Annotated in this window: 20 protein-coding genes; 12 read left to right on the forward strand and 8 right to left on the reverse strand. The window is 46.8% G+C overall.

The genetic code is table 11. The features are described from left to right. Nucleotides 1–155 precede the first annotated feature (155 nt). From MIC7113_RS32635 to MIC7113_RS32645, 3 genes are all read left to right on the forward strand, one after another. Nucleotides 156–545 carry a 6-pyruvoyl trahydropterin synthase family protein gene (locus MIC7113_RS32635; RefSeq protein WP_015211587.1) on the forward strand — a complete coding sequence of 130 codons (390 nt, stop codon included), beginning with the start codon at nucleotides 156–158 and terminating at the stop codon, nucleotides 543–545. Nucleotides 546–752: 207 nt separating this feature from the next. Next, nucleotides 753–2,849: a tRNA-guanine transglycosylase DpdA gene (gene dpdA, locus MIC7113_RS32640; RefSeq protein ID WP_015211588.1), complete on the forward strand. Its 2,097-nt coding sequence runs from the start codon at nucleotides 753–755 to the stop codon at nucleotides 2,847–2,849. Nucleotides 2,850–2,921: 72 nt separating this feature from the next. After that, nucleotides 2,922–3,806 carry a hypothetical protein gene (locus MIC7113_RS32645; RefSeq protein WP_015211589.1) on the forward strand — a complete coding sequence of 295 codons (885 nt, stop codon included), beginning with the start codon at nucleotides 2,922–2,924 and terminating at the stop codon, nucleotides 3,804–3,806. A 24-nt stretch (nucleotides 3,807–3,830) separates the two neighbouring features. On the opposite strand, the gene MIC7113_RS32650 is transcribed toward MIC7113_RS32645, so the two are convergent. Then, entirely contained in the window at nucleotides 3,831–5,021 is a 1,191-nt protein-coding gene (locus MIC7113_RS32650; protein ID WP_015211590.1) for a hypothetical protein, read from the reverse strand. Nucleotides 5,022–5,068: 47 nt separating this feature from the next. After that, a complete protein-coding gene (locus MIC7113_RS32655; protein ID WP_015211591.1) occupies nucleotides 5,069–6,175 on the reverse strand; it encodes a DNA sulfur modification protein DndB in 1,107 nt (368 codons plus the stop codon). 121 nt (nucleotides 6,176–6,296) lie between these two features. Between MIC7113_RS32655 and MIC7113_RS32660 the strand changes: the two genes are divergently transcribed. The 4 genes from MIC7113_RS32660 (at nucleotide 6,297) to MIC7113_RS32675 (ending at nucleotide 12,909) form a co-directional block, all read left to right on the forward strand. Then, on the forward strand, nucleotides 6,297–6,539 hold the full coding sequence (locus MIC7113_RS32660; RefSeq protein WP_155898321.1) for a hypothetical protein: 243 nt from the start codon (nucleotides 6,297–6,299) through the stop codon (nucleotides 6,537–6,539). 64 nt (nucleotides 6,540–6,603) lie between these two features. Next, entirely contained in the window at nucleotides 6,604–11,622 is a 5,019-nt protein-coding gene (locus MIC7113_RS32665; RefSeq protein WP_015211593.1) for a DEAD/DEAH box helicase, read from the forward strand. After that, complete coding sequence (locus MIC7113_RS32670; protein ID WP_015211594.1) at nucleotides 11,619–12,422, forward strand: phospholipase D-like domain-containing protein; 804 nt, start codon at nucleotides 11,619–11,621, stop codon at nucleotides 12,420–12,422. The genes MIC7113_RS32665 and MIC7113_RS32670 overlap by 4 nt, the downstream gene beginning before the upstream one ends. A gap of 169 nt (nucleotides 12,423–12,591) precedes the next feature. Next, the gene (locus tag MIC7113_RS32675; RefSeq protein ID WP_015211595.1) at nucleotides 12,592–12,909 is read left to right on the forward strand and encodes a nucleotide pyrophosphohydrolase; all 318 of its coding nucleotides are present in this window, start codon (nucleotides 12,592–12,594) and stop codon (nucleotides 12,907–12,909) included. A 286-nt stretch (nucleotides 12,910–13,195) separates the two neighbouring features. Here the strand turns inward: MIC7113_RS32675 and MIC7113_RS32680 are convergent, their stop codons facing one another. The 4 genes from MIC7113_RS32680 to MIC7113_RS32695 form a co-directional block, all read right to left on the reverse strand. Further along, the gene (locus MIC7113_RS32680) at nucleotides 13,196–14,299 is read right to left on the reverse strand and encodes a DUF4351 domain-containing protein (RefSeq protein ID WP_015211596.1); all 1,104 of its coding nucleotides are present in this window, start codon (nucleotides 14,297–14,299) and stop codon (nucleotides 13,196–13,198) included. Nucleotides 14,300–14,455: 156 nt separating this feature from the next. After that, complete coding sequence (locus MIC7113_RS34135) at nucleotides 14,456–16,990, reverse strand: tyrosine-type recombinase/integrase (RefSeq protein WP_015211597.1); 2,535 nt, start codon at nucleotides 16,988–16,990, stop codon at nucleotides 14,456–14,458. Between the two features lie 506 nt (nucleotides 16,991–17,496). Then, nucleotides 17,497–20,457 (reverse strand): DUF3854 domain-containing protein, encoded by a 2,961-nt coding sequence (locus MIC7113_RS32690; RefSeq protein WP_015211598.1) that lies wholly within the window; start codon nucleotides 20,455–20,457, stop codon nucleotides 17,497–17,499. Between the two features lie 230 nt (nucleotides 20,458–20,687). Then, nucleotides 20,688–20,879 carry a plasmid partition protein ParG gene (locus tag MIC7113_RS32695; protein ID WP_041781610.1) on the reverse strand — a complete coding sequence of 64 codons (192 nt, stop codon included), beginning with the start codon at nucleotides 20,877–20,879 and terminating at the stop codon, nucleotides 20,688–20,690. 263 nt (nucleotides 20,880–21,142) lie between these two features. Here MIC7113_RS32695 and MIC7113_RS32700 point away from each other — a divergent pair, with 263 nt between their 5' ends. From MIC7113_RS32700 to MIC7113_RS32715, 5 genes are all read left to right on the forward strand, one after another. Continuing rightward, nucleotides 21,143–21,436, forward strand: a complete 294-nt coding sequence (locus tag MIC7113_RS32700; RefSeq protein WP_051056036.1) for a hypothetical protein — start codon at nucleotides 21,143–21,145, stop codon at nucleotides 21,434–21,436. Continuing rightward, nucleotides 21,429–21,734, forward strand: coding sequence for a hypothetical protein (locus MIC7113_RS32705; RefSeq protein ID WP_041781611.1), 306 nt, complete (start codon nucleotides 21,429–21,431; stop codon nucleotides 21,732–21,734). Before MIC7113_RS32700 ends, MIC7113_RS32705 begins: the two co-directional genes overlap by 8 nt. Nucleotides 21,735–21,906: 172 nt before the next feature. Then, on the forward strand, nucleotides 21,907–22,206 hold the full coding sequence (locus MIC7113_RS35730; protein ID WP_015211600.1) for a hypothetical protein: 300 nt from the start codon (nucleotides 21,907–21,909) through the stop codon (nucleotides 22,204–22,206). Nucleotides 22,207–22,367: 161 nt separating this feature from the next. Beyond that, the gene (locus tag MIC7113_RS32710; protein ID WP_015211601.1) at nucleotides 22,368–23,330 is read left to right on the forward strand and encodes a tyrosine-type recombinase/integrase; all 963 of its coding nucleotides are present in this window, start codon (nucleotides 22,368–22,370) and stop codon (nucleotides 23,328–23,330) included. 90 nt (nucleotides 23,331–23,420) lie between these two features. Continuing rightward, nucleotides 23,421–24,230, forward strand: a complete 810-nt coding sequence (locus tag MIC7113_RS32715) for a Uma2 family endonuclease (protein WP_015211602.1) — start codon at nucleotides 23,421–23,423, stop codon at nucleotides 24,228–24,230. 53 nt (nucleotides 24,231–24,283) lie between these two features. Here MIC7113_RS32715 and MIC7113_RS32720 read toward each other — a convergent pair whose 3' ends face one another. After that, nucleotides 24,284–25,219 (reverse strand): ParB/RepB/Spo0J family partition protein, encoded by a 936-nt coding sequence (locus tag MIC7113_RS32720; protein WP_015211603.1) that lies wholly within the window; start codon nucleotides 25,217–25,219, stop codon nucleotides 24,284–24,286. Further along, nucleotides 25,220–25,972, reverse strand: a complete 753-nt coding sequence (locus MIC7113_RS32725; protein WP_015211604.1) for a ParA family protein — start codon at nucleotides 25,970–25,972, stop codon at nucleotides 25,220–25,222. Between the last annotated feature and the right edge of the window lie 10 nt (nucleotides 25,973–25,982).

Consider the following 25,982-nt stretch of genomic DNA (forward strand, 5'->3'; position numbering starts at 1 on the left):
GTGTGGCACACTTAGCTTGACTGACAGCATACCGCGAATCTGAGTGGCAAGCTTCATCGTTATCGGTCTACGAGTGAGATATCATAGATGACTGCTCACATCGAGGGGTGACAATCTTACTCACTTAAAAAAATTAGGTAGGGGGTAGACGCCGAATGCCCAAATGGAAACTGGTCACTGAGTTTACCTTTGATAGTGCCCACTTTATCAAAGACTATGACGGGTCTTGCGGTCGGATGCACGGACACACCTATAAAGTGCGAGTTGAAGCAACCTCATCGAAGCTTCACCCCTCGCAATACTGTCCCCATCCTATTATGGTTGCCGACTTCAGAAGCTTGCGCTGGGCTAAGCAAGACATGACCAAGGGAGGATTGGATCATTCGGTTCTTAATGAGGTTTTGCCCGAAGGGTACGAAACGACGGCAGAGATGATTGCTCAGTACATTTACGAAGAGACCAAAAAGCGGGTTCCTGACGACGTGCGGCTCAAAGTGGTTGTCTCGGAGACTCCCAACAGTTGGGTCGAGTATGAAGGCGATTGAGTAGTGGTTCTTGGAGAAACAATCTAATATGATGAAACTTCGGTTAGAGGATAGACAGATACCGCTTCCAATTGGAAAAGGGGCGGGGAGCGATGCTTACCAGATGCTTACTAAATGGAGCCACTTATTGTCTCTTGAAGTGGGGAAGAGATCCAGTAAGGGGCTGACCAAGTATCCTCAATCTTAGCTGTACTAGAAGGAGATTTCATGGGCTACCCCCGTGTCTTAGTCGTAACCTCTTGCACTGGGGAGAAGCGCTGCAAACCTGAAAATCAATTGACCTTAGAGGATTTTAAGGAAAAAGCTCGACTCCAACAACGAGAGGCACAGCTCACTCAATTCGCTTGCCCTGCGGGTCAGATGTACACGGGGCAGCAGCACCTACGGGCAATGGAAGGGGTTCAATTGCTGCGTCAGTCCCTCGGACGGGAAGCTGTAGACGTAGTGATTCTGTCTGCTGGCTATGGCGTCATCCCAGAGGACAAAACTATTGTGCCTTATGAAGTGACTTTCAACACGATGAAGGGCTATGAGGTAGGCGAGTGGGCAAAGTTCTTGGGGGCTAGGGAAGCTTTTGAAAAAGCGATCGCGGGCTATGACCTAGTGTTTGTGCTGCTGGGGGAAAACTATTTGCGCTCGCTCTCTCTCCCGGTTGAAACGTCGCCCGACCAAACTCTTGTATTTTTAGCCTCAAAAACTACTGCTACTCATATTCAAGGTTTGGCAGCAAGGACTTTTATTTTGTCTCTTTCTAATGCTGAAGCAAAGCGCTATCACTGTGGATTAGTGGGTTTGAAGGGATTTTTATTGAAGCGGGGGCTTGAGAAAGTTGCGAAGCAACCACAGTTGCTGGAGACGATTTATCGAGAGCCGAAAGAATTTGAGCGAGTTATTAATACAGATTTCGTGCAACTGGAGTTACCGCTTGAAGTAGAAAGAGTGCAACCTGTAGGGAAGAACGGGAGAAAGGGACGGCTCAAGGTTAAGTCTCAGACAACAGAAACGAACGATGAGTTAAAGGAGAAAGATAGAGAATTTTTGGCAATTCCCCCTTTGCCTCCGGCTCCTAATATTCATTTAGGGATGCAGTATTTTATTCCGGAGTGGGATGATAAAGTCGATCCAAATTATGACTTTTATAACGATATATCGCCCCCAGGAAGAGATACTTATGCAGATGACGTTTATGCCCACGAAATTTACAATATCCCTAACTATGATGGGATTCTAGTCTCTAAATATATTATTGATAAAAGTAAAAAGAAAAAAGCTAAAGTAGACGAGATTGGTATTCGTGAATATATTCGTTTCTCAGGTAAGGTAATGGGAGATTGTGGAGCTTTTGGATACATCAAAGAAGAAGTTCCACCTTATACTTCAGAGCAAGTTCTGGATTACTATCAAAAAGGAGGATTTAATTATGGAGTAAGTGTAGACCATCTAATTGTTGGTCCCTTTGCTGAACCAGGAGTGAGAGAAAAACGCTATGACTTAACTCTTCATAATGCTGATGATTTTCTGCGAAAGCATAGAGCAGGAGGATATGAATTTAAGCCTATGGGTGCAGCTCAAGGCTGGAATCCAGAAACCTATGCTAAAGCAGTTAAAGCTTGTATTGAGATGGGGTATGACTATATAGCGTTAGGTGGACTAGCAAGAACACCAAGTAAGCAAATTATTGAGATTTTAAAGGCAGTTCATCCTCATTTGACTCCTAACACTCGATTGCACTTATTTGGAGTTGCTCGAATGAACGCAATTCCAGCATTTCGGCATCTAGGAATTACTAGCTTTGACTCAGCGAGTCCTCTGCGTAGAGCCTGGTTAGGTTCTGGGGATAATTACAATAGCCTTTCAGGTAAAAAGTACGCAGCTATTCGTGTTCCTCCAGTCGATGGATATGGGGTAAGGGTAAGGCGCTTACTAGAAGCTGGCGTCGCTAAACGAGAAACTCTGAAATCCTTGGAGCAGGATGCTTTAAAGGCTTTACGGCAGTTTGATACAGGAAACTTAAGTTTAGACGAAACGCTTGAGAAAGTTTTGGCTTACGATGAGCTAGTGGAACTTCCTCGCGATGGAAAGGCAGACCCCAAAGCTCAAGCGAAACGTCGGGCGAAGCATGAAGTCATGTACCGGAAATTACTGGAAGATACTCCTTGGAAAAGTTGTGATTGTCCAATTTGCAAAGAGATTCAGGTTGAAGTTGTAATTTTCCGAGGAAATAATCGTAATCGCAGACGAGGTTTTCATAACACTTATGTCTTTTATCAACGTTTTAAGCAGATAATCAAAAATCTAACTTGATTGATAACTTGATTTTTAGCTTTGAGAAAAAGCTAAAATAAACTTTATGCAAAAGGCTTTAAAGATAGTGCTATGAAGCATGAATTTTTACCCGTTTTTTCAGTAGACTGGCTGGGTTTACTCAAAAAACTGGAGAAGCTCGAAGGCAATTATGGAATCTTAGCACCGATTACTTGCTACAATAAGTTACTCGCTCGAATTCGGGATATCGGTAAGCCATTTTTCATTGACAGTGGAATTTTTGAAAACCAAGATGTGCCTTGGTATTTTCAAAAGGGTTGCCAATTTAAAGATGAACGATGGGTGCGGGAGCTTCGCTTGGCTCCAGAACAAAAATTACGACAAAATATCAAACATTACTTCAATCGCTGCGATCGATTTAGTCCTGATTATGTTTTTGCGCCTGATATCTTTAAAGAGCCACTTCTATCTTTATATGTAGCTAGACTCAGTTGGGAAGAATATTGGAGCCAGCCCAGGTCTTATACTTTGATTGGAGTTGTTCAAGTTGGTTCAGCTCTTTATAACTGGCCTGAGAAAGCTGTTCCCACATTAGATAGTTTACTACCTCATTATGATGCCCCTAAAAGCTTTTTAGCTCCCTTGATTAGTGCTTACCGGGATATTGGTTATGAATATGTAGCCCTTGGAGGTTTACTGAAAGCTGATAAAAGCAGACCATCAGGATGGAAGTTTGGTTTATCTGTTCAGGAACTCGATCAACTTTTGACATGGAGTCGTCCTGATTTCGTTTTAGGAGGTCTTGCACTAACTCGGCTAGAAGTTCTTCAAAAACATAAAGTTTGGGCTGATTCTACAACTTGGCTCTGGTGGGATGCTCGCTATGAACCAGAACGTTTTAGTAATAGAAACGTTTTGCAGGAAGTAGTTGGACAAAGCTATCAAAGAATACCAGAAGTTGATGTAATGCCAGTCAACTCGCGGAAAATTCTATGACAAGCATTAACTGTTGTCTTTGTCTTATGAACAACAGATATAAGGATTTAGTTTCCAGATATTATCCTTATCCTTGGGTTCGTATTTTTTAGTTGATGATGGTCCCAATTTAGTCTTAAATAAAATTCCTGCGTGAATGAGAATACTTTTATACTGATGAAACATTACTGATCTATAATCGGTACCTTTAGCCTTTTCCCACAGTATATAACCTCGTTCGTCTGTTAAAGATTCTATCGACTCAGGCTTAAGAAAAAATATAGGGGCACGAGCATGATCTAGTCGATCGCAAGCTACTGCTAGTTCAGTAAAATAAGCTGAATAATCAGAATCAGAAAAAGTCTTTAACCCTTCAATAACAAGACGTACCATTGGGTCTTGGAAAAGTAAAATTCGGAGTATGGCTGCTGCTTGAGGTTGGTAATCAATCAATCTTATTCCCTGGCTTCCTCTGGTTCTTACTACTTCATGAATTTCCCGCCATTCTGTGACACTAACTGCTAATATAGCTTTTACTGCTGTACCAATAGCTGTTAGCCGGACTGAATTGTCAGACAAGCTGACTATTCCAAGCTTTTGCGCCCCCATCAAAGCTCCGCGCCAGTCCTTCTTTATCAGTTCATGATAAACGGCAAGCTGACTAACTAAGGCATTCAAAGGATAAGATACACCTGGCTGTAAGGCAATAGCCCATACTAGGTAATGCGTAGGAAGGTTTAACTTAAAAGTTTGTTGCCCCGTTACTTGAATAACACTTTCCATCTGGCGGGAGATGAAGTGATAAGGTTCACGCAGAGGCATTCTTGCATCTGGAAAGAAGGGAATTTTTACACTATCACTTACACTAATTACACCTACATTTTTACGACGAGCAAATTCAAGAATACTGCTTCCCAAGATAGTCGCATCCGCAGCTAGAAAAGAATAGTGAAAGCCAGCTTGATACATTTCAGCTTGTGCTAGTCCCTTGAGTAGATCGTTATCGCCCTTGGCTTCTACAGCAAAGATTGATTCTCCATCATCCAGTTGACCAACTAAGTCAGGATAAAGCACAAAGTCTCCCATATCCAAAGTAAAGCGTTGGAATGGTTGTAATTCTTTATAGGGAAGTAAGGTGTGATGAGCATCAGTATAAATTCGCACTACTTGCTTTTGAGCTAATCCTTGCGATTTAAGAAATTGATGCGTTTTGCGTATTACTTCAACTTCCTTCATATAGACTGCGAGCGCACCTTAAAACGACAATTTTTGTAGAACGTCCATTATGAAATATCCCTTAAGATAGCCCCACACACCGTTGCAATACCAACAAACTCACGCAGTACCTTGTAACACGCATCCACTGTTGTTTTTGTATTGGAAATAATAGGTTCGACCGTCGCGCCAACTTGCGTTACTCCTCGCTCGCGCCACAATTCGTTAGAGCGTCGCCAGTCTATCTCTTGAAGTCTAGCCAACCACTTAACAAGCTCCTCCTCCGGTACGCCCTCTAAGTAGAGTTCGCGAGCCAACATTCCCAACGCCTGGAATACAACAGCACTGACTGCCAGTAACTCCTGTCTTTGCACAGAACGTTCTTCTTTACTTTTAGCTCTCCAAGGGTCGTTAGGTAGAACGCTTGCTGTTGTTGCCCAGAATGTTGCTGCCCAATCAATTCTCGGCTCCAAATCCTTCTTAGACTTCAGATTTGGGAACATATGATGGGTAGCTGTGACCAAGGTAGAAAATGTCATTAACTTGGGATTGTGTTTGCCCATGCTATTCTCAACCATCTCCACATTGTTGCGAAACTGGGGGACTCGCTTAATCAAGTCTTTGGCAATTAAAACGACAGGCGATCGCCGATCAAAGGTATGAGACAGGGATACACTGGGTCTTTGCACTAGCAAGTTCTGATCGCGAAACGCTTGACGTTCTTCCTCTAAAGACAGAGCTGCGTAGAGCAATACTCCGAGTTCTAGTTGGCAGAGAACCTGATACTCCAATTGCTTGTCCTGAATGTCTTTGAGAGCTTGACGAATTCCAAAGCAACGGTGTTGACCGTCCGTCAGGCGCAATGTAACTGCATGGTAAGGAAGAAAGATACTGCCATCTTTATAAGTAGGCAGGGGTTGAACGTTGATGCAGATCGGTGGAAAAAATGTAGTGCCTTCCTGATAGGTATCCAGAATGTACTGGGCGATCGCTTTGACCCTTGTAGGGTTCAGTTTCCGCTGGGCAAAATCTGGTAACTCCGGATCGTTCGGGACATAGAGGTGACCATCGTTGAGGAGTCGAGCGACATCCCCAAAGAACAGACTGCCAACATAGCTTTGATGCTCACTCTGTAGACCTCGTTGTACAGGCACAGCTCGAAGCACAAGTTCCATTGTTAATTCCTTTGGTAAAGGAACAGAGAAGATTTTTTTAAGTTGCAGTCATGTATACATGGTAGCAAGGGTTCTGTCAAGCTGACTAGAATGCGTGAGACCCCCTTCAGGCAATCAAACCTTGTCTTCAACAGTCCGTGTACCGGGTGAACTCTACGAAGCGCTACGCCAAATCAGGCTTTCACTTGAGAGTGAACACCAGAGTGCTGCACCTACTGTGCAGGATATGATTAGCGTCGCCCTGAAACGATTCATCAATGATTGGGAGAACCCTGACAAGCAAAGTCAGCTTTTGGGCGAGTTACTAGAGCATCGCCAAGTCGCCCGTTCAAATATGGGTAAGAAAAGAATTGACGGCAGCTAGACGGTGGTGACGGTATGACATTGGCTAACTTTGAATCGCCTCAGCAATCTACTTACCCTAGAAAATGATGAGTCTTAACACTAAAAACACCGACCAACTCATTTTGCGTCATCTAGAGGATATTGAGCAGGAGCGGATTAACTTTGGTCTCTACGAAACCTATGTTACAAAGGCTGACATAATACAGCGTGCCCAAGAAAAGGGTGAGAACTTGGACGAGGCTGCATTAGAAGAAGGGTTAGCCAGTCTAGAAGAGCAAAGGTGGGTGCTGAAGCTGGATGAGAATCACTATCGCTCACGAATTAGCGAGATTGTCCGACTCCTCAAGAATGTTAAGCAACGGTTTCGCCTTAATGATGCCCAAAGCGCACCTTATCTAATCCAATCTATCCGTGTTGAGTTTGCCGATCGCCGCAGGCTGGCGCGTGAGACTGAGTTTCAAGAAACTATCAAACAGTTATTTAAAAACAGTAAAACTCTTGGGCTAAAGCATCTAGATAACGCTCGCAAAGCTGTTCAAAAGGGTTTTTGTAAAGCACTAAACATAAAACTAGACGAAGTAAGACTAACCAGTGTGCAAGAACGGGCATTGCAGCAAATCACTCAGAAATATTTCCAACGTAAAGGACAGGGATATGTAATTACTGGCAACACTGGTAGTGGTAAAACTGAAGCTGCGTTACTTCCTCTGCTGCTTGGAGCCTTGCAGGAGAAGATGAACAATATTGCGGGATGTAAAATCATCCTAGTTTATCCTCGGCAGACTTTAGCCAAAAATCAGTTAGAGCGACTCAGCCAGTATGTAGCTTCCATTAACCAGCAAGTTTATGGAATGGCAAGGAGTGGAGTATCGAACCAAGATTTGACTGTAGGAATTGTCTTTGGTGACACTCCCTTAAATGACGAGGAACTGCGTAATGGATACTGGAAAGAGGGAAAACCCCAGAAAGACAAAAAACCCCAGCGTGGAGGTTGGGAAAAGCAGGATGAAAAATACCAACTCCCGTACTTCACAGACAAAAACGGAGAGCCTGTTTATGCAGTCAACCTAGCCAATGGTGAATGTACCCTAAAACCTGCTGACAGCAGTTGGGAGTTGGAGGGCTTTAAGGCTACGCGCAGCGCTATTCAAAGCAACCCACCAGACGTGCTAATTATCACCACTGAAATGCTGCATCGGTGGTTGATGGACGCTGCATTCAATGATTTCTTCGGCTTACCAACTCGCCGAGGTTTTCCACCAAATTTCTGCGCTCCACGAGCTGTCGTATTCGACGAGATTCACCTCTATGACACTATACACGGCGCTCAGATTGGCTTGCTGATTCGCCGTTTACGCCATCGACTACAACAGGCAATGCGTTCGTATGATGGAGAATCTTGGCAATACCCACTGATGTTGGGGATGAGTGCAACGATTGGTAATCCTCAAAAGTTTTGGCAGGAACTTAGCGGGGTTCCGTATGTAGATGAGATTTCACCAGATGAAGAGAAGGACATGGAAGATGCTCAGGGACGAGAGTATTTCCTGTTCATTCGCCCAGAAACTTACTCGCGTGGCAAACCTGTAGGAGATGCCTCAACAGCAATCCAGACGATCATGGCGATCGCCCACAATATGCGTCGGCGAGACAGAGATGGCAAAGAACCCCCTAAGTTCAAAAGCCTCGTGTTTCAAGACTCTATCAGTAAAGTCAAAAAGTTAGCACTTGAGTTCCACGATGCCGAAACTAACAAGAATCTAGCACGCTACAGACTTCAGCGGTCTAACTTCAGCCAAGACGTACTAACCTCTCCAGAGTTTCTCGATGGTGAATATTGGTACTTTGATGCTGAAGACCTCGATCAATACTCCACACAACGCCAACCCGGAACAGAAGCGCGATCGCTCACTTCAATGCCTTTTCCCGTGTACAGCGGTAGTGGTAAAGGAGATATCGAAATTCTGCTGCAAGACATCATCTTTGCTACTACTTCATTAGAAGTTGGCTACGACGACGCCAGCATCCAATTTGTAATGCAGCACCACGCCCCTCGTAACCCAGCCAGCTTCGTGCAAAAGAAGGGCAGGGCTGGTCGTTCCCTCCAAGACCGTCCTATCACTGCGGTCACCCTCTCACAAAACTCTTACAAGGATGCCTTCTATTATCAGAACCCGCAACTCCTCTACGATCCTTCCGAGTATCGCCCACCTCTCAACGTCGATAACTATTTTGTGCAGCAATTTCAAACCATCGCCCTAATCTTTGATGAGTTGGCGCGTCTCAGACAACGACGAGACTTACTCAGGGGGGAATTCAGCAGTGTTGAAGAGCATTTGGACGAAATACAGCAGGAGTTGGATAAATCCGAGATTGGGCAGAAACTTCAGTACGCCTACAAGTGTGTAACAGGCAAATCGTTTCAAAAAGTTCACCCTAATTGGAGAGAGATCTGGGATTGGTTTAAAAAGCGGATGCTTGAAGATGATATCCGCTATAACTTTGGAAAAAACAACAATCTGCTCCAGATTTGTCCAGACTTACCGGACAACCTGTTTAGCTCTATCAATCTGCCTACAGTTCGGGTCATGTTTTCGGGAGGCGGGGAGCCAGAAAACTGGTCAGGGGCAGACGAGGATATCTCTCTTGCTTTCTTAGAATTGGCTCCCGGCAAGATCACGCGCCGCTACAACCCTCGCTACCATCTTTACTGGCGACCCTTAGTTGCTTTTGTAGAACCAAAGGAAAATTTTAAAGGAAGACCAGTGCCCAATGCAGTAGCTATGGAGCGATATAAGTATGAAAGACGCTCGGAAAATCCTGGACCCTTCAATTCTCTGCTTCTCAAGCAGCTTGATCAAGTATGGGGGAGTAATTGGCAAGATTACTTACCCTTGAATGTAGAGCAAGTTTACACTCAAGCTGTACCGCAGCGTTTCTATCGAGTTCGCTATTTGGAACTGTGGGATTTTGGTAAGGACTTAGTTAATGATCCAAAGCATCCGAATACTGAATGGTTGGGTGCGTTTAAGCCTGACGGTAGCGTAGATTTGAGGTTTGGAAGCAAAAGGGAACAGCTTGACAAGCTTTATCCAGACAAGGTTCGTTCAGTCTCCCCAGAGTCTAATAGCTACCCCTTGTCTTTCAGCGTGGTCAAGGTAAATACGGCAGAGCAAGAGGAAGTAGAGCCTCGGCACAGACTAGAATTGCCACCCCTATTCAAAGGATTGGTCGATAATCTGGATTTCTACTATGGCGAAGTCGGGGAAAATCGCTCAATGCTCAATGTCTGGGAAGTTCAATACGGAGCTGAGGCTCGTATTCGGTTGCTGCCTGATGAGCAGTTGCTACGTCAAGGCAGGAAAGACCCGCACGCGGGGATGGGTCAAAACACAGTTAGATACATTAGCGAACACGATGGGAAGCCCACCCTATACGGCTATGACTTGAAAACCGAGGGAGTACGGGTTCCCTATTCATACGAACAGCTACGCAAAGTAGCTGAGTCTTTGTTCGAGGAGATATGGAATGATCCTAAACGCAAGACTCACTTACAAGACCAGTACCTTCGATTCTTGCTCAAGTCGAGTTCTTGGCAACCAAAGGGAGTAGAACATCCCTTAACTGCTTTCGACCTGCGTAAAGTAGCAGACATCATTGCAACCATGCGTGCGGAGTCACGAGCGACGGGAACGGAGAAGTGGCAAACTTTTTTAAACGATCTGACTAATCCCGATGGGTTGAATAATCTAGTAGATATGGTGCGTACCAAGTACTGGCGTGACCACCGAGTTTTTCCTGAAGACTTTAGAGAGCGATTGGTTTCAACTCTGACCTATTCCAATAGCCTTACTGAATCTCAGAGTGATAGTGCCATTCAAGGCACGCTATTTGATATAACCGCATTTCAAGCTGAAACAACTCCATCTAAAGAACCACCAACACCCTCAAATACTCGACAACTTTTGGAGGAGCAGGTTTTCTCTAAACTCGGTAAGAAACCTGAAATCTTGGACTACTTGATGGACAACATAGTTCATTCACTGAAACAGGCAACAAGGAATCTGTTTCTGACAGAAGGTAGCACTCGTGATGAGGAGATAGGCAGCCACAGTGTACTAAAATTAACCTACGGGAAAAAGCCTTGGGATACTTCCTTTTACGTTTACGAACGCAACCAAGATGGTAATGGGGCGACAAGGCTCGCATCAGAGGTACTTAAAGAAAATCCGACCCATTTACTTAAGCGTTGGTGGGAAGTAACTTTATCGTGTCCCGTAGGTGATGAAGAAGACTTTTTGAAGAGAGTTTTACGAGACAATAAGCAGCTACTTCTGAACTTCCAAGAAACATTTTTCCAATCCGAACCACAGGACAGACCAAACCCCAGAGATTTTCTTTTCCCTCTTGTTGAGGGACAGGTTAAAGATAAGGATCATGATCCTTTACTCCAGCGTTTAGCTGGATTGCTCACCAGTGAGCTGAGCATTGCAGGGCAACCCTTGCGCCGCATTGGCTTACAAAGTGAGTTGCTGCATCTGGAAGATGCCTTGGCTGAGAGATTTAAGCGACCTCCAACTCCAAGGGAACTGGCAGGTTACGCAGCCACGCAAGTTCAACAGGAGCCAACAAACTATCCTTATCTAGCTCAGTTGATGCAGAGGTATGAAGAGCATACCCAAAACTTAGGTTTAGAGGATGAAGATTCGGAGGACACGGCAAATGCATTAGACCGATTCCTGGCTCAAGTTGAGAATATGAGTCTGAGTACTTGTGTGGATGCCTGTCCAGCTTGTTTGGCAGCTAGTTGCGATCATGGACATATTGATGTGATGCGTCATACCATTTCTCGGCGTTACTTGAAAATGGTTCGCCATCTTTTGACCCAAGAACTGACTCGTGAATACGGTCAGGAGCCTGTTGAAAACTTGGTGGCGATCGCTCAGCAGAACGGGGGTTATGTAATCCTCGAACATCAAGGCGAACCCGATGACGCTTATAGGCTTCAGCTCAAAAATCAGGGATTTGAAAGAATTAAGCGGGACTTCGACCATGAAACTTTTATTGGGCAACAGGTGTTCTATTACCAAGGAAATACATGAAAGTTTATGGTAACTATCCAGAACCCACCCTTTCTAGGGGTTTAGCCAAGTTGCTCGTGGATTCGCTGGATGCCATGGGTGAGGTTTGGCTGATTACCCCCTGGTTTAAAGATGTTCGTTTAGCGATCGCTCAACTGGGAGACTTTGCCAGTTTGCTGGGTGGGCAAAGAGAGGAAATTGAATTGAGCCAATTGCTCACCCGTATAGCTGAACAACACAGGCTCCGCGTAATTACTAAGCCTCCAGGAGAACTAATCCCTTTTAGGACACTTAAGCGTCTAGCATACAAGATTGACTTACGAAAACGCTTGCTGGAGGAAAGAGAGGAAGAAGAAGATTTACAAGGTTACGGCATTATCGAAGAGGTCATAGAGGAGTTCAATACAGAGATTGAGCAGCTAACTAGTGCAACTACCGTACACGCGGAAACTATTCGTATTGGTCGAATGCTACAGGCAAAGGGAGCTGAACTATACTACTTAGATAAACTCCACGCTAAGTTGCTCTGGACTCCCATAGGAGCATTGATTGGAAGTGCTAACTTCACCAATGGTGGGCTAAGTTATAACGACGAGCTGATGGTAGAAATAACTGACCCGACTGCGCTTCCGAAGTTACAACTCGTGGCTCAGCAGATGGGAAATAGAGCAGTACTAGCACAGGAGTACAGCCTTAATAAAACCTTAGAGCGAGAGGAATACCGAGTAAAGGACTATTTAGCTTTTACCGATAGTCAAGAGCTTCAAAATTTTCCCGATTTACAAAATTTATTGAAACAGATAAATCAATGGATTAAGTAGATTTGAACAAGAAAAAAGCAAAGAAAAAATAACCATAATTTGCGATAAATTCAGAAAAACATAAGTAAAATACTCAAATTTCCTCCCGTGAATCCCATCTGCTCTCCACTTTGCAGATGCCGGAGCTGTAAATTGAAACCACTGAGTTTTTTTCACCAGTTGGAACACAATGGCTGATTACACTCTAAGAGAAGTCCAGCAACAGGTTGATAATTGGGTATCTGAAGTCGGTAAGGGATACTGGAGTCCTCACGAAATGCTGGCACGCTTGGTCGAAGAAGTAGGCGAGACTGCCCGACTAATCAACCATCTGTACGGTCCCAAACAGAAAAAGAACAGCGAACAGGCTCAAGAACTCTCCAGCGAACTGGCAGACATTCTATTTACCGTCATCTGCCTTGCTAACTCCCAAGGTATTGACTTGCAGGAGGCGTTTGAGCAAATGATGCAAAAGTACTCGGTAAGAGATAGCAACAGATATCAGTGATGCCTCAACTCAACTTTCTCACTTTCAAGTAAGCAAACAAGTCAGAGGGGGTTTGGCATGATAAGTGTCACCTTACGGTGTAAAGCCAACATCTGTCTGTGTCTCAAAAACGGACATCTGTGCGTCTCTAGGAATCAGCCGCAGCACCTATTATCGACGCACTCGCCCCCAGTAGTGAGAGTAAGACAAGACTGTCTGGATTAGAGAGATGTCTAGTTGGGACAATGACGACACTAATCGCGAGCTGCTTTGCTCTCCTTGCGAGAGCGATCGCATAAAGGCACGCTCAACCCTCCTCTCCCCTTTCCAAATTCCTCAACCAATCCGTTAAATCCCCCAGATGCTCAAAATCTAACAGCGCCTCACTCAACTCTTCCAACTGTGCTACTTCTAATCCCCTCACTTGCGCCTCAACCTCCGGCTCAAATTCCCCAACCTTACGCTGAAGCTGACGCAAGATAATCGAGATTAATCCGTGTTTCTCGTGGCGGTCAAACCAATAAATTAAATCATTAATACTTGTAAAATCTAACAGCGCTTCGCTCAACGCTTCTAATTGACTCTCTGACAACTCCCGAACTTTCGTCTCAACTTCTGGGTTAAGTTCCCCAACCTTACGCTTGAGTAACCGCATCACGATAGAGACTTCTCCCTCGCGTCTCCCTTGCTCAATCCCCGTTCGCATCCAACTGGTCACAATCTGCATAACCCGCTCCTGTTGCTCTGGCTCAATCCTACCAAGTTCCGACTGAAACGCTTGTTCCTCCGACTCCGTAAGGCTTAGATAGGTATCGATAAAACCTGAAATCAACTGCATCCTCGCTGGGTCTAACCGCAACGTCACCAACAACCGCAGACATTGGGCTTTCACCTTGGGACGATCTTCCGGCGCAATCTGCATCTTAGCCATCAAGGCACTCGCCACTGGATTCGCCTGTCCCAAATAGTCGCGCCAATTGAGACGATTCAGTTGAATCACGCGATAGTTGAATTCCAGCACTCGAAATTCGGGGAACTCAACTCGGAACTGACTGGCTGCGGCAAGTTTTGGTTGGTCGTAAGAAAACAGCACAACCGGATAAATGGGCAAATCGTACTTCTCGGACAACCGAGCAAAATACCGAAACATTCGCTTGCCAAAGTTCGCTTGGGCTTTGGCTTGATTCTCTACATGGATGAGGAAACAAGATGGCTCACCTCTCCACTGAGCTTGCACGAGTAAATCGGCTTCATAACGCTCTCCTGCCGTGACATCGGTAAACACTTCCTTATCCAGAAACGTCAACTCCTCCGGTTCCAAGTAAGCCATGACATCGGGCAGAAATAGCTCGATAAACTCCACAAAAAAGGTAGACAGGAGTTCTTTGAACAAGCGATCGTGGTCAATCATGACCCATCCCCAGATTCTCCACAAATTCCAAGATCTTATTCTGTTGCGAGCCTGTAGTGTCCAAAATTAGACACTACAGGCTCGCACATTTTGGGCTAAAACGTACATTAATGAACGAGAGTTCAGGCTCGACCGAAGCTACTGTTGAGAAACGGTTCAACAAGGAAGCAGCCTTTGGTAGCTCTGCTTACTATCAACAGATTTAATTTGAGAAATTGGTCCTAGATAATGCTTGACAACGAAACTGATGCTCCAAGGAGTTAAACGGTCTCCTCCTGAGCGGTTGCCAATCCCGATGAATAGAGGACTGTCCTCTGTTAGACTCTCTCCTACGGCTTTACGTGCTTCCAAGTAACGCTGCACAATATGAGCGATCGCCGTCTTCAACAGCACAGTTCTGCTCCCCTTATTGCTAGCCACTTCCAACCAAAACTGACCATCCCGTTCAACTAAATCACCTACATTAAGTCGGTGCATTTCTGCCCCGGTCAGTTCCTGTAACGCCCAGATGACAAGCAACGCTTGGTCTCGCAGACACCTTAGATTGTCATTTGAGTAGGTTTTGGAGTGCAGGTGTTTCAGCTCAAGCTCATCTTCTTCAATCCAATCCTTGACGAGGGGCGGTGTAGAGTCACCTGTTTGGGGCGGCCTTGGCTGCGGCTCAAGTTTCCACCAATCTGATGCTTTGAGCGTTCTCTCCCGGCTCGTCTCTTCATTGTAAGTGCGATCGGCTTCAGCAACAGTGTGCCCCATCAACTCGGCGAGAGCCTCTTTTTGTTCCGGGCGACCATAGCGACGCTGATAAGTAATGGCAATCCGACGAAACATATGTGGCGATGTGCGGCGAGGAACCTCGAAGAGAATTGAAGTGGCTTTGTACACAGCAGCCGAAACTAAATCGCTCATATCACCAGCAGTTAAGGGGTTCCCACGACTAGAGGGACTGTGATTGGAACCCATGCAGATGAAGACTAAATTATGAGATGTTGGCACCAACGGTCGCCATTTTTGCAGCCATTCATCCAAATCGGCGGTCAAGTGAAGAGGTAACGGATATTCTCTTCCTTTACAAGTCTTACTGCCAGCTTTGTGCTGTTTTTGGGTCAACTTAACCCAATATCCATCCGCCTCCCGAAACAGTGTCTTATTTAATTCCAGTTCTCGAACTTCTCGCTGACGAACTGGACAGTAAGTAAAGATGGCTACGATCAAGTAACGCTGCCAAGACTTCATCACAGCTCTTTCGGAGCGCTCCTCACCGTACTTGTCTAAAGGACTGCAACACTGTTTGAGATATTCGACAACTTTTTGAGCCTCGTGAAAGGTCATCCGTTGTTCATCTAAATTACGGCGCGGCTCCTCATGTCGGTGTTGGTCTCTGAGATAGCGGACATACTCTCGGATGTCTTCAACTTGCTCAATATCACTAAAATTTCTGCGCTTTGATTGGGGATTGAGCCACTTAGCTACAACAAGAGCTGCGTAGGCGACCTGAGCAGCCCAGCCATAACCATTCCCTCTTTGATTGACTCCCCACTCGACAAACTGTTTGAGCAGCTCAAGGGAAGTTATCTGTTCTAGGCGAAGATCTTCTAGCGGTACTCCCTGAATATTGTGACACCAGCCAAGAAAGTAGGAGATGCCTTGTTGATAGGTTTGGAATGTTTGCTCACAGATTGGACGTGTCTTTCTAGCCGGAACTTCCTTGTCCGTGCAAAACTTGTGAAAATGCTGTAGTTGTGTTTTCAGTGGCTCAGTTATCTGGGCAAGTTTGAGAGCATAAGGCTTGAGGTCAACTCTTGCTTCGAGTTCTAGCTCACGAATGTACTTCCGTAGTTGTTTAACTTGAGGAATATCTCCAAAATCATGGCGCTTTGAGTGTTGATTAAGCCATTGAGTTACTAAAAGCGCGACCTTGGCTATGTCGGTAGCCCAGTTATAATCTTTCCCCTGCTCCAATATGCCCCAGCTAATGAAAGCTTGCAATTGTTCAAAGTCGGCGATCAGTTCTAGAGAGAAATTTTCTTGTAGCTCCAGTTTTTCAGTTTTAAGCCACCCGAAAAAGCAAAGGATACCATCTTTAAAAGCTTTGAACATCGCCGCTGAGATGGCAGGTCCTTTGCGTTCCTTGACTTCTGTATCCGTCCAAAACTTGTGAAGTGCTTTGAGTTGTGTAGCTCCTCGTCGGTTAAGTTCCTTTTCTGAAAGACCATACCGTTGGACATCCTCTGGGTTGAGATGCTCAAACTTGTCATTAAGTTGTTTTTTTGCCGCCAGGTCTTTAACAATAGTTCTGCCATTCCGTATTGGGGGTGCCAAATTACTCTTGTCAGCAGCTATAGCGATTGCAGTAAGTGAACCATACCAATCCTGTTGCTGCAACCACACTAAAAATCTTGTGAGCGCCGAACGGTAATTTCTTACAGAGCCGTAGGAGATTGATTTCTCTTGGTTGGGCTGAACCAGAAGGGCGTTGTTAAATATTGTCTCGGCATTTTGGAACTGCCGCAGCGAAACTTTTGCTAAACACCCCTCGAAATTTTTACGTAACTCGACCTCTGTAAAGCCATAACTGGGCAGCACTAATCGTCGCAGAGTTGTTCGCAGATTGTCTTTAAGCCTGGGATTGGACTGAGATTCTGGTAACTCAAAAAACAGTTGATAAGCTTCTAAAACTGTTTCGGGCTTCATGGTTTTTGTTTAGTATTTATGTACTATTTTACCCCAATAATTCGATTATATTATCCTAAATTATTTCTTGTAATTCGAGTAAAAAGCGAGAGGTGTTATTGATAGAAACCTTGTTTTTATGAGCTTAATTTGTAGGAATAGTTTTCCTACTGTAGGAAAACTATTCCTACTGTAGGAAAACCACAGAACTGTATCCAGTCAGGAAAAATCAAGCAGGCGGCGTATGCACAAAAATAACCCAACAACGTGATTTCCACGCTTCTACAAAAAACACCCCCCGTACAAGGTCGAGGGTGGGGGGAGAACTATTTCCGGAAATAGTTCTCCCCCATGAATTGATCGCACCATCACCCGACCCTGCCGGGACTTTTTCGTTACCCCCAAGATGAGAAAATTTGGTTCACGACCATCTCTGACCAGAAGTAGCTTTTATTACGCCGATGCTCGGTTTTTTCGCCAGCGAGAGGGCTTTCGCTGGTTACGACTGATACCCAGCACACGTAAGTTTATGTGGTACGCACCTCCCAAACCCAAGGCGAGCGCTTACCGCAGGCAAATCGGCAAAAGAGCATATCTTGTATTTGCTCCTCGACAACCCCTTCACCAAATTCGGGGTGAAATATTTTGTCGCCTGAAGCAAACACCTCGACAGCCTGTGCCAATTCTGCCCCCGATGTCGATTCCTCTACCTGAGCAGGACCTGGGGCTGAGCTGAGTAAATTAAGCTGCTCCGTTTGAGCGATCGCACTTACCTTTCCCCGCTCAGCATTGGTCAGGAGGCTGTGCCAGACCCAGTTGGTTTGGTTTTCACCGTGTTTTTGTTTGACAGCGGTTAGCTCCTCCTTACTGTGGGCTAACAGTAGCTGTTCTTTAATTTTGTTAGCCAGATTTCGCTTTGCCTGCACATTATCGCTGGCTCGGTGAGGGAAGGTGCTGTAGTCAGGTTCGTGTGATGGGTGTGATGGGTTGTGATGGGTTGTGATGGATGTGACGGGTGCGTGTGATGGATGTTCTTCAGTTGGAGTTGGCTCTAAATCTGCCCTCTGTGCGCTGAAATTTTCATTCTCTTCATTAACCTCCAGAAAAGCATCACATCCATCACATCCATCACTATCAAGGGTTTCAGCCGTCACAAATCCATCACAAACATCCTCGTTTTCCGTCACAGGAGTTGGATTAGGAGGTGGTGGAGTATCGGGTGGTTCTGGTGGTTCGTTTCCTGTGATGGGTCGGGGGGCTGTATCTTGGTCTGTGCGAATTTTCAACCCAGTAAAGTAGGAACCTCCGCGATCGCGTCCTCGCTTCACTCCAGAAAGTTTGAGCTGATTGCAGCACAAATCCTCTAGGAGTTTGGTGTAACGTCGCTGTCCGATCGGGCGACCGTTGGTTTGGCGAGTAAAGATTGTATAGTTGGCGTAGAGCCAGTCGGCTGTGCGCTCTGCGTTATCCAAGCCGACGTAGGTTTTGCTGTCTGGGTCTAACACGATACAGTTGTCCAACCAATCTGCCAGCGGGTTGGCATCACACAATGCTTCGCCTCTGACTTTGGCTAGCGTTGGCACAGACTTGTTGGTGTTGACGACTAGCGCTCGCACTTCGGCTTCTGGCATAGTCAGCACCCATTCCAGCAATCCTGCTAGGTAGGGCTGGAATTCCTCATTCAGGTCGCGGCGGAATTCCGGTGGCGTCTGCACAGTAAAAGGAACTGACAAACGCCGCCGTTCCAACCCACTGGTGTAGTCGGCATTCTGGCAGGGTTCGTTAGCTGATAGCATCACGAATCCTTTGAAGGTGAAACCATCACCGCACTTTTGCTGCCTGCCTTTAATCTCAATCCGGTTTTTGTCCTCACCCGTGATAGCTTTCAAGACATTTACTTCACCTCCATACTTCTCAGCCTCGGTGATAATAATCAGCTTGGCTTTAGCTGCTGCCGCCAGCTCAAAACGGTTTTCCTCCAAGTTCTTGAGAGTTGACGGAAACACATTTTTATCGCCGATCAAGGCAGTTGCCAACCGGAAAAACGTACCCTTTCCCGTTCCACCGGGACCAATTGCTTCCAGATACCGCTGGTAGTTGGCGCGACCGAAGATTACGCAGTTAAGCAGCGCTCGTAAAACTTCAACTAAAGCGCGATCGCCTTTCATGATTTCCAGCATCCAGGATTTGATGGGGTCGCAGCCGATTGAGCGGTCTGCCCAGCGAATCGGCAGGCTCCAGGTGAGGTTGTAGCTGGGAGAGTGCGGCAGTAGCTCCAACGTGTCTTTACGCAACACTCCATCAATCAGGGGAATCAATCCATTTCGCTCATTCCAGCGTTTTCTGAGCAGCTTATGCTTTAGTAGCTTGAGTACATCAGCAAGATAGGCAGACCCGAAGATTGGTCCCACTGTGGCTTCGAGTTGAGCTAAAATGACCGCTCCTACCGCAATATCGGACTCCTCTGACCAAATACCGGGTGCTTCTGCTTCATAGCAATACCAGCATTGCTCCTTATCGTGCCAAGCTAGCAACTGCTGATACTTCTCAGCAAGATGCGATGCCATTGCAGCCGCTTTTGGCGGTCGTTTGCAGGGTTTGTCTCCATCAGCTTCAGAATTGGCGAACTGCCGTTCCCATGCTTCAAGGTTGACAACTTTTCCGAGAATCTCGCGCTTAAATTTATCGGCTCCATGCGCCTGGAGGTAATCATCCATGCCCTTGCCCTGCTCCTCGCTCCACAGACCAGTCGCGGAGTATATCGGCACTTTAAATTTTAGAAGCTGTTTGCCGAGCTTTAATTGCGCCAAAATCACGCCTGGATTGCTGAGTGCATCAGCGTCGAACGCGATAATGAAGCCGAATCCAGCTTTAGCAAGGCGTTCCAGTGACGGGACTAGATAGCGTTTACCTTGAACATCAGCCTTGCTAGAAGTCATCCCCATTTCGACTCCCAGTAACGCGATCGTGGGAATGTCGTTTGAGCAACCGGCGATCGCCTTGAAGGGACCCTCCGTAATTAACAAACAGGGATGTCCTTCGATCTGGTAGCACTTTGCTTTAAGCGCTTCCAGGTCAGTCCAGTAGCGTGGGTCATTGGGGCAGACAGGCAGCATTGCGTCGTAGTCGCCCTGCGGCGAACGGTACTTCGCAGCTTTCTTCTCTCCCTCATTCCTCCAGGGCTTGTCGGGGCGGAACTGAACCTGGATGCCTTCACCTTCCAGCAAAATTCCTCCCGATTTGGCTGTATAGCCCAGGCGCTGGGTGGCTTCTTCTGCGGTAAGCGAGCGACAGTTTGCCTCAATCCAAGCGGGCTTTAATCCCCGCTTTTCAATACATTCCTGGTAGTGCTTCGGTCTAAGACTTGCTTGCGGTTCATCCTCTTCGTTAGAATGGGGTGACAAATTGTAGTTAAAATTCTTGCAATTTGTTGAATCTTCAGTGCTTTCACCAGCGCTGACGGCACTGGTGACGTTCTGTAATGACATAATTTATCCATTTCGCCCCTCTTGGGCGGATACCCTGGTCGCTTAAGCGTTATCCCTGGAAAAGATATTTGCGCTCAAGCGCCAGATTTGCATAAAGCCCTGGCAGTCTTAACTGTCGGGGTTTTTTGTTATTTGTTGGATGATCGCAGGGGGGAGAACTATTTCCGGAAATAGTTCTCCCTCGAAGAATGCTTGGTTGTGAAAATTTGTTTTCAGTCTTTTGTCATCCCTCACTGCCCTTCCTCGCGCTTGCCAGTTGACTTGTCATCGGAACCTGCTCTTTGTGCTAGCCAATCCTCCATCAGCTCCAGTAACACATCACTCATTTTACGCCCCTCTAACGCGCAGGCAGCTTGAAATTGCCGCTTAAAGTCTTCGCTAGGCAGATAGACGCGAACGGTGATGTGCTTTGGGTTCGACAAGTAGGATTATCTCCATAAGAGCATTTATGCATAATTATCCATCTTCTTACCTCCTTCAACAAATTTTAGGACTATAGGCTTATAAGCTCTTGTGCATTTAGGTTTATAGCGCTATCCTAACAAGTATCAACCCAAAAACGCCTGCCGCAGAGAAGCGTAGAGAAAACACAGCTTCTTTGGGCAAAAATTCTTGACCCTTCTATTCAGCTCAAGGCTTGCACTTGAGCTGAATAGAAGGCAATCCGACAACTTTGAGGTTAGCCATGACTAATCGACAGATTGTGCTGACACAAGAAGAAGGTAATCCACAGCATCTCCCCAAGTTTTCTCTTGGCTCCAACGTCGTTTGGGCTTATGTTGAAGATCACGACTACGGAGTTGTTGTTTCCCGCGTGTGGACAACTGAATCCGTCCACACAGTAACGGGCTGGCATTACCTTATACGCCTGCATCCCAATAGCTCTAGCTATCCCTTCTGTAAAGAAGATTGGGCTTTTGAGAAAGACCTCGAACTGTTGGATGAGTTCAACTCTTCAGGGGGTAAGTTCCTTGAGTAGAGAGGATGAAGAGACAGCAGCGTTCCAGAATTGGCTGTGGGGTCGCATGTCCCCCCAAGATTTTGCCATTATCTGGTCACCCGTGAGCTACAGCGAGATTGGGCTACTGTGTGGAGTGTCCACTTCGACAGTACAGCACTGGTTGTGTGCTCCCACCGCTAAAACCCATCGAATTCCAGGGGATAGACCTCAACGCCTTCTAGCACTCATAGACTGGTGGTTAAGAACATTTAATCTAACTCCCCAGCAACTACTAGCACAATTTGACCAATATTTGCGACAGCGCTCACTCGAATAAGCTGTCATGAGAGCGTTTGTTTCAAGAAGCCTCACGCTTTAAGGTAGCGGTTGGCTTGCTCTAATCTCCTAGCCAAAAGGAGCTGTCAACCTGTTTACAACAGAGAACTCGCCTTTCCTCAACACCAAGAGAGCTCATTCCGATTCATTATCTAATCTAACTCAAAATATCGATGAAGCATTGCGACTGGCTTCGCCTCAAGCGTGAAGGCGAAAATATTTGTGCGGCTCTCCGGCAGCAGGGTTATCAATGCCGCCAACACTCTCGACGCCTTTCCTGGAAGGTTCTCCAAGAAGGTCACACCTACGTCCTAACTTGGTTACCTGCACCCGTAGGCGATTGGAACCTACTACCCAACTATACTAGCCCAGTACGGCAACAAACTTCTGAAGAGCTAATCAGCTTTTTCGCGTCCTCAATAATGTCTGCTAGGTCAGGGAATTTAGACGCTAGCGCATTGAACTTCCAGTGAGCAATCGCACTCCATGACACAATAGCTTGCTAGATTCTCCTTCTGATGAGAGTATTCCCGCTAATCCTGCATTGCCGATAAGAGCTTGTAGCTAGAGGAGCGCTGGGTGATAAGTTATGGAAACAGGTCTTTACCCAATCAAGCAAGGCGCATCGACTTTCATGACGGAGATAGAGCAATCGACAGAGCAATCCGAGTTGGTGCTAACCACTCCTACCCCGCTCACAGCTCATCCCGCTGCCGTCTATCTCTCTAGCTTAACCAAAGGAAGTCGGCGCACGATGGGCAAAGCTCTAAATGTCATTGCTCGCCTACTAACAAACGGTCAATGTGATGCTTTGTCCCTAGATTGGTCAAAGTTAAGATACCAACATACAGCAGCCATCCGAGCGGTGCTGATGGAACAGTATGCACCTGCCACCGCTAACCGAATGCTCTGTGCCCTGCGGCGGACGCTTAAAGAAACTCGGCGGTTGAGATTGATGAGTGCCGATGATTATGATGCTGCCGTGGACCTCAAGAGCGTGCGGGGGGACTCGCCCTTAAGAGGAAGGCTCTTGAAGCAGAGCGAGATTGCTGCCCTCCTTAAAGTTTGCAAGAATGACCCTTCACTGATTGGCGCTCGTGATGCGGCGTTGATTGCGATTCTCAGTGGCTCTGGTATCCGTCGCTCTGAGGCAGTGGCTCTTGAAGTTGCCGATTTTGATAGAGAAACGGGCGCATTGCGAGTTCTCAAAGGGAAGGGGAGAAAGTTCCGTACAGTGTATTTGCCTCCGGGTGCGATCGCAGCCGTCAAGGCTTGGCTGGAGGTAAGAGGTGATGAACCAGGCGCTCTCCTGGGTGCCGTCAGGCGAGGTGGTCACGTTAAGTTTAAGGCAATGACAGACCAGGCGGTGATGGTGATTCTTCGCAAACGAGCGGAGCAAGCTGGGGTAGCTGCCTTTTCTCCTCACGACTTCCGTCGCACCTTTATCAGCAACCTCCTGGAAGCCGGTGCCGATGTCCTAACCGTGAGCCGTCTGGCTGGACACTCCAATCCTGCCACCAGCCTAAAATACGACTTGCGTGGGGAGAACGCCAAGCGCCGAGCCGTCCAACTGCTGCACGTTCCCTATGAGGATTGATTTTGGGAAGCGCACAGTACGGGGGCTTTACGCATCACGATTCGTAAGAACGATAATTATAAAGGTAGTTAACCGTAGGAGGTTAGCGCAATGGTAAGAGAAGCGATCGCGGGTTGGGAACCCCCCATGCCGCCCACTGATTTAATTTTCGATGACGGTGAACCCTTGGAAACGAATCGCCACCGCAATGCCATGAACGTCCTGATTAATTCCATCAATCAGGCGTACTCTGACCGCAATGATTTCTTTGCGGGGGGTAATATGTTCATCTACTACAGCAGTGCTCAAGCCAGGAATCGAGACTTTAGAGGGCCAGATTTTTTTGTTGTCCTCAATATTGATGGTTCCTACCCTCGTCAAGGTTGGGTGGTCTGGGAAGAAAATGGACGTTACCCCGATGTCATCGTCGAACTGATGTCGCCCTCGACGGCCCAGATAGATACAGGAGCGAAAAAAGATCTTTACGAGCAGGTGTTTAGAACGAGGGATTACTTTGTTTTTAACCCGTTTGACCCGGATTCGTTGCAGGGTTGGAGTTTGGATGCAGCTGACCGCTATCAGCCACTGACACCCAACGAGCAAGGCTGGCTTTGGAGTGAGACGTTAGGCTTGTGGTTGGGAACGTGGTCGGGAACGCTCTACCGAGAGACAGCGGTGTGGTTGCGCTTTTATAACGAGACGGGTAATCTTGTCCCCTTGCCAGAGGAAGCGGCAGGGCAGCAAGGACTCCAACAGGGTGCAATGAGGCAGTTGTTACGTTTGCTCACGACTCGCTTTGGGACGGTTACACCAGAAGTGGAGCTTCTCTTGCAAGCACTTGATGTCAATCAACTGGAAGATTTGGTGGAGGTAGCACTCTCTGTGGATTCCTTGGAGCAATTCGCCAGCCATTTGTCTTGAACGTGAATGCAGCTAATTAGCAGTCATCAGAGCTTTCTCAAGAGCCTATGGCTCTACACTTTCACGCATAGCGCTTCCAGTTGAGCCAAGAGTTTTTCCAGTTGCCGCTTTTTTTTGGGGTCATCCCAAATTTTGGACTTCTTGATTTTGGCGTAAGCTTTATCCACACGGCTTTTGAGGGAGGCAGGTTGTCCCTCATCGAGCGTTACATTGGTGGGCTGAAGGCTCTTGATGCGGTCTTTTATTTCATTGAGGGATAAATCTTCAGAGATAGCCGCGTCCAATAGCTCCTGGCGCTCAAGCTGACCTTTAACTCGTGCGATCGCTCTAGCTTTGGTATAGCTAAGGCGACCAGAGCGAAGCGCCTCTTTAATGTCGTCTGGAAGATTGAGTAAGGGGAGGCGATTGGTTCGGAAACTCTCTGGGGTAAACTTTCCGACTGAGGTGAAAACGTCAATCACCGTCTGCCATTCCGGACTGTGGATAACGTTATCCACAGAATTTCGTTCCGGGTGTGCAGCGGCATTGAGCAGGGCGATCGCCGACTCAGGGGTTTGGTTTAATTTCAACGCCAACAGTTGCAGGATGCCTTCGGTTTCCTCAAGCGGATTGAGGTCTTCACGCTGGAGGTTTTCTAAAAGAGCAAGTTGCAGGGCATCTTCATCTGTCAGTTCCCGGATGACGACGGAGACTTCATCGAGTCCGGCAGAAACAGCGGCTCGATAGCGCCGTTCCCCGGCAACCAGTTCGTACAAGTCTTGTCCTTTGGGGCGAACGAGCAGGGGTGAGAGAATCCCGTGTTGTTTGACGGACTCGACGAGAGACTGCATCGCCTGTGGCTCGAAGTAGCGGCGGGGCTGTGCTTGGGGTAAGCGAATTTGGGACAGAGGAATCCGTTGAGCCGCTTCCTCAGTGGAGGATTGTTCTCCAAATAGAGCATCGACTCCCTTGATTTGATAAGGCTGAGGAGATCGCTTTCTTCGACTCATCTACAGAACTGTTAGGCTTTGGGCAATTCGATCTAGGAGTGCCACCGCTGGGTGTGAGCGATTGTAAAGTGCCAAGGGGACGTGTTCTTGTGAGGCATCAACAAACGCCACCGAACGCGGGATAGTCGGGTAAATTGCTCCAATTTTAGATAATTGTTCTTGGATTGACTGCAAACTCATTTCACCTTGCACCGTCCTCGCGTCGTGCATCATGGGAATCACTCCCGCAATTTTTAGCTGACGATTGGCTCGACTTCGCACGCGGGCGATCGTATTGAGCAACAGTTCGGTTCCTTTGAGCGCTTTGTACTGAGTCTGAATTGGAATTAGCACATGGGTAGCAGCCACTAGGCTGATATAACTTAAGATGCCGAGGGAAGGAGGGCAGTCCACTAAGATGAAATCATAGTGCTTCCGAAGTGGTTTGAGAGCTTCTTTTAGTCGGACATCCCGCATATCTGCTACGACGAGTTCTAGTTCGGCTCCGCTCAAGTTGATGTTGGCTGCTGCCAAATCCATGTTGTGAATGCTTTGATGGATCGGCAGGGGTTCTCCAATCAGAATTGCTTCGTAAATTGTTTTATCTAGTTCTGATGGTTCCAATCCCATAAATACGGTGAGGGAAGCTTGGGGGTCCATGTCTACCAATAAGACTCTCTGCTTGAGAAGAGCCAAGTGGTAGCCCAAATTCATCGTCAGGGTTGACTTCCCAACTCCACCGGCTTGATTGAACAGTGCGATTACTCGGCTCATTGAGTTGGTG

The sequence above is a fragment of the Allocoleopsis franciscana PCC 7113 genome (assembly GCF_000317515.1).
Lineage (GTDB): Bacteria > Cyanobacteriota > Cyanobacteriia > Cyanobacteriales > Coleofasciculaceae > Allocoleopsis > Allocoleopsis franciscana.